The organism is Peribacillus cavernae (assembly GCF_003989135.1).
Taxonomy (GTDB): domain Bacteria; phylum Bacillota; class Bacilli; order Bacillales; family DSM-1321; genus Peribacillus; species Peribacillus cavernae.
Window position 1 is genome coordinate 1 of sequence record NZ_RYZZ01000053.1, and the last position, 5,400, is coordinate 5,400.

Annotated in this window: 6 protein-coding genes; 1 reads left to right on the plus strand and 5 read right to left on the minus strand. The window is 38.2% G+C overall.

Annotation, left to right across the window (positions count from 1 at the left end):
• Positions 1–359 precede the first annotated feature (359 nt).
• From tnpB to ELQ35_RS21955, 5 genes are all read right to left on the minus strand, one after another.
• The gene (gene tnpB / locus ELQ35_RS21935; RefSeq protein WP_126867305.1) at positions 360–716 is read right to left on the minus strand and encodes an IS66 family insertion sequence element accessory protein TnpB; all 357 of its coding nucleotides are present in this window, start codon (positions 714–716) and stop codon (positions 360–362) included.
• 15 nt (positions 717–731) lie between these two features.
• The gene (gene tnpA / locus ELQ35_RS21940) at positions 732–1,007 is read right to left on the minus strand and encodes an IS66 family insertion sequence element accessory protein TnpA (RefSeq protein ID WP_246026174.1); all 276 of its coding nucleotides are present in this window, start codon (positions 1,005–1,007) and stop codon (positions 732–734) included.
• Between the two features lie 80 nt (positions 1,008–1,087).
• Positions 1,088–1,255 (minus strand): riboflavin kinase, encoded by a 168-nt coding sequence (locus ELQ35_RS21945; protein WP_126867306.1) that lies wholly within the window; start codon positions 1,253–1,255, stop codon positions 1,088–1,090.
• 215 nt (positions 1,256–1,470) lie between these two features.
• The gene (locus tag ELQ35_RS21950; RefSeq protein ID WP_126867307.1) at positions 1,471–2,742 is read right to left on the minus strand and encodes an MFS transporter; all 1,272 of its coding nucleotides are present in this window, start codon (positions 2,740–2,742) and stop codon (positions 1,471–1,473) included.
• Between the two features lie 181 nt (positions 2,743–2,923).
• Positions 2,924–4,303, minus strand: coding sequence for an SLC13 family permease (locus ELQ35_RS21955; protein WP_126867308.1), 1,380 nt, complete (start codon positions 4,301–4,303; stop codon positions 2,924–2,926).
• 143 nt (positions 4,304–4,446) lie between these two features.
• Here ELQ35_RS21955 and ELQ35_RS21960 point away from each other — a divergent pair, with 143 nt between their 5' ends.
• Positions 4,447–5,226, plus strand: coding sequence for an IclR family transcriptional regulator (locus tag ELQ35_RS21960; protein WP_126867309.1), 780 nt, complete (start codon positions 4,447–4,449; stop codon positions 5,224–5,226).
• Positions 5,227–5,400 lie beyond the last annotated feature (174 nt).

Genomic DNA, 5,400 nt, shown 5'->3' on the forward strand with positions numbered 1-5,400 from the left:
CACTAACTTTCCCACACTAAATGGCGAGGAGCCATAAAATCCCTCTTATTGGGATTTATCTGACGGACTAGAGCAGCAACCCTGTGACTAGGCCTACTAAGTGTTACTAAACAATCGGGCGCTTTAATGAAGTAACTAAAGCCTAATTTCTCGGTGTTAAAAGCGAGAAATTAGGCTTTTTTTTTATATTTGGATTTCCTTACCGTTGTAAACCCGTATTTTCCTGATGTTACTCTCTTAGCGTAGGGGAAATCGGCTTTTTTCATTCCAAAATTCTCTTAGCGTATGTTTTCCGCGTTTTGTTGGTAGGACCCCTTATACGACAAAAGTGGACGGATTTCCTCTATATTCATTCTTTTTCATATCACAGCTCTGGCGGTTACAGCTGGATGAGCCTGCTTCTGTTCCAACGATAGTCCATCGAGTAGCCAGCGCAATTGACGAGGATTTATCTTTAAAGGAACCGAGTTGTTCTCGGATGGCCACTGAAATGGCCCCCGTTCCAATCGGCGGTAATAAAGCCAGAAACCATTGTGATTCCAATGAAGAATTTTTAATTTATCCCGCTGCCTATTACAGAAAACAAAAAGGCAGGGAGAAAAGGGATCCAGATCAAACTCTTCTTTTACAATAACGGCCAATCCATCAATGGACTTTCTCAAATCTGTACTACCTTGAGCGAGGTAGACCGAGTCTATAGCTGCTTCATTTAACATAATGTCTTAAGCGTCCTAACGACGTGGGTCAAAGCCCGGTCTGACTTCAACGGATGCCTGTCCGACTTTGATCTCTAATGTATCATTCGTGGATGTTTCTGCAAGAAGGACTGGTGTAAATTTGGATTTGGTTTCATTAGTGGACTTAGGACCTTTAATTTTTTTCAACCAATACTTTAGCTGGTGAATGTTCAAATCATTAGCAGCACACCATTTAGCTTGAGTCTGTCCACTTGCCTCAAAAATGCCAATTCGGCGTTCCCATTCCTTATGCAATTCTGTTTTTTCCATTAAGTAACCTCCTCATATTAGTTCATGAGAAGATTATCGCATCCCGATTAAGCTTGAACTAGGTGGGGGAAGTTTGACGCTTACAGATAATCTTTATTGCTATATGAAACTGTCACTCCATACACTCCCTTATTAATAGGGGAATCGAGTGAGGTCAATGACAAGTTTGCAGTGGGAAATCCAATAGTCCTACCTAGTTGATTACGGCTTATCACTTTTCCCTCAATTGAATAAATGGTTGTGCTCATTTTCTCACTCCTCGGAAGGAATATTTATGTTTACATTTCAGAATTGTCATAAAGGCATACTTAGTAGATATCTATAACCATTCAGAAAATAAGCATGTGGAGTTTTACCCGGTTACATGTCATCGAATGCGGAAATAAGGGATCACTCCACTAATTGATTGTTTTCTCCTTACAAACAGGCGAAACAACTCTATATAATTTATAATCTGCCAATATTATATTTGTGCTTCTTTTGGATGGCTTTGGATATCGTTGGAAACGCTTTCAACTTGCTCTAAATTTCGCTGAGGTAAAATTAAAGAGACTAAGGCAACTAATATGAAACCTGCTGAGCCTATAATCATGGCTTTGCTGAGACCCATTGTTATAGCCAGCATACCGACCATAACCGGTGCCTGGCCTCCAATTAGTCTTCCAGTGTTGAAGACAAACCCTAGCGCAGTTCCCCTAATACGAGTAGGATAAGATTCAGAAATTGTAACACCATAACTTACAAAAAATGCTTCAAACAAACCGATCATTATTAATCCGATTGTTAGCATACCAATATTTGACCCTGCGAATGCCATAATACCCATCCCGATTGCGCAAGTGATCCCGCAAAGACTAATTACTGATTTCTGATTTCCGAACCTATCAACTAAATAACCGTAGAGAGGGAAGGAGATAATTCCCAGCATATTCATTACGAGCATTAACGGCAATACTAACTCTGGAGAAGCGAAACCACCTTCTTCAGCCGGTCCTTTAATCATCGTTGGCAGCCATGTACCTCCAGCATAGTAACCAAATAATCCTCCGGTAGTAAAAAGTGTAAGAATAAAGGTTCGCTTTATATATTTTCTATGGAAAAGTTCAACCGGATTGATTTTTTCACTCTTTTTAGTTTCGATCCAACTTGGTGGTTCAGGCATTTTCAGTCTCATTATTCCTACAATAATTGCAGGAACGACACCTAACATAAAAAGCCCTCTCCAACCTAGGTGGGGCACAACAATAGAACTGATTATAACTGCTACGAGGTAACCAATTGGCCATCCTGCTTGAACAAAACCGATTGCTTTCATCCGATGCTTCGAAGGCCAGGTTTCGTTTACAAGGGCCATCCCTGCTCCCCATTCTCCTCCCATTCCAAGTCCAAGCAATATTCTCCACATTAGCAGTTGGGTAGCATCTTGAGAGAACCCAGACATGAATGTACCTATCGAATATATTATTACGGTGATATATAAAGCTTTTGAGCGGCCAATAAAATCTGATAGAACCCCAAACAAATATCCCCCCAAAACGGCTGCCATAAGAGAAGCCGAAGAGATAAGACCTGCAAACCCTGGTGTAATACCAAACTCGCTGATTATCAGCATGATTACAGTAGAATAGAGGAGAAAATCCATTGCATCAAGAGCGTATCCAGTAACTGCGACCGAAAGAGTTTTCCATTGATAACGAGAGATCTCCTTGTACCAAGGAGCAGTTTTTTCACCCATAAAAGTTCCCTACCCTTCTATCTTTTTTTGGATTCACGCTAAAATAGCTCATCTTTTGAGTTCTAAAAAGCAATCACCACCATTTTACGGTACAATGTCCCGAACATTATATTTTCAACGTAATTATAGCACAAACTAGTTGCTAGTCAATGTTATATTATGAATATTAAGAATATTTAATCTACAAAAAACCGACAATTTTCCACCATAGCGGTTGAATAACATTGGTAATCAACAATACAATAAGCGTCAAAGGGATCCCGAATTTAAGAACCTCCTTTTGAGTAAAATGACCCGTTTTTCCTACACCTAATAGAATGACTACACTATGAAACGGCAGAAAATAATGAGTTCCAACTGTTGAATAAACAGTAAGGGCAACAAGAAAACTGTCTATGTGAGGGAACATCTGGACTAATGGAGGAATGATCAAGCTCATAGTTGCAGATGCGCTGCCTATTAGCATATGTATTAGCAAGGACAAGAGTACGATGATAAGGATAGAGAAAGTTATTTGTTGCGGTAGGTGACTAGGAGTCAATGATTGCAATATCCAAGTTGACATACCTGTTTTATATCCGATTGAACCAATTGATAGAGCTCCTACAATAAATAAAATGATATTCCAATTTACACTTTTTGAGATATCCTCTTCATCTAAAAGTTCCCCAACGATCGGTAAAGCAAGACCAGTTGCTGATAATAAAGCTATCCATGCCGGGTTGATATGATGTAGAGGTTCCAAAAACCATAATAAAACTGCTAAACCAACCCAAAAGGTTGCCTTCCATTCAGCAGCGGTAAACGATCCCATTAAGTCCAGTTCTTGTTTCAACAGGTGTTTGTCAAGCAGAAACTTTGTTTTTTGTCGAAACGTGAATAAATATGCGATTAATGTTAAAATCGAAGTAGCTATACCAGGAATTGACATTGCCTTAAACCAAAGCCACCAGCTCATTTCTTTGCCTGATAATGTAAATGCAGCACCATTTAGTAATGTGTCGCCTGTTAAAAAAATAGTGCCGGTCACCGTTACACTCACAAATACTGAAAATCCTATATATCTTTTTGTTGTTTTGTCCATATCAGTGCTGTAAATCATGTAGTCGACGATGGACATCATCAAAAATACTCTAGGAAACGGATGCGGGATAAAAATACTCAATACCAAGCCCAAGAAAAAAATAAAAATTATTAAACTCTTGTAGGAATTGACAAATTTTAATGTAAAGTGATATGAGATTCTTTTCGCAAGACCGGATTTGCGAATAGCATGCGACATAAGATAGGATCCAACGATCATCCAAATAAGGGGAGATAGAAAGTAAGAAAATAATTCATTTGCAGGCGCAATTTCTGCTAATAAAAAACAGATAAAAAGCAAGAATGTTGTATAAGCGGGAGCAATAATTCCTGTAGACCAAAGCAAAATTGCGAGTAGAATAAAAACTAATGTAAGTTTACCGTCGGTTGATAACCCCTCAACTTCAGGCATAAACCAAATTAAACTTCCTAATATAACGAAAAATAAGAAGGACCATAGTTTTAGGTTACGAGCCATTTTAACCACTCCTGAAAAAAATTACTTGAAATACTCATAATTATTTGAGAATTTAATTGTAACATAAGATATACTATTGGTACATCGTACCAGAATTTTTTAAACAGTCTATGTGAGAATATTAGAAAGATGAGGGATTTGGGATGGAAATTGAGAAATTAACTTCTCAAGATAGTGAAACTAAAAGGGACACCATTAAACATGTTGAAAAGACCATTGAACTGATCGAATACCTGAGCCTAGAGGTAAGCGACATTGGTGTTAGAGAAGCAAGCAGGATATTAGATGTATCCAAAAGTACTATGCAGAGAATTTTGAACTCCTTATTAGAAAAGCAAATTGTCAGTTTTAACGAGAAAACTCAAAATTATAGTCTTGATTTCGGAGTTCTGCGATTGGCTTTACCGTTTTTCGACAAAAACATATTAAAAACTGTGTCGGAAAAGTTTCTGGAGGAACTACGGGATGAAGTAGGAGAAACAGTTGGGCTGCATATTCATCTAAATGACAAACAAATTGTTGTACATCAATTTGAGTCAAAAAATGAATTGAGGTGGTCAATACCGGTAGGTAAGTCCTATCCGATGAATGTAGGAGCTTCGGGAAAAGCTTTGCTGGCTTTTATGGATGCAGAAACGTTTGAGCGGGCAAAACAGCATTTTTCGATAGAGACACAGTTTTCTCAAATTGGGGAAACCTTAATTAGGGAATTAGAGTATGTGAGGGAAGTTGGATTTTCAATAACGAGGGAGGAAATCTCAGTAGGCGTCATGGGAATAGCTGTTCCCATTTTTCAAAATAACCAAGTTGCAGCTTCTCTTAGTATTTATGGACCAGTCGCCCGGTTGGGATTATTGAATATTGAAGAATTGGTTGATCGGCTAAAAGAAAAAAGCCAATTAATCTCTGAGAAATTAAGTTAATATCCCATCTTCCGCTAATCACCATTTGTCGAAAACCCGTATTGGTAATTGACAATTTGCGACTTATTTTTCTGTGAAATAGCGAAATAATCATAAAAATACACAAGTGCAAATAGAAGTGGCTTTCATCACTATATCTATCGACAAAGGGTTTCGACAAAAACGATTATCCAG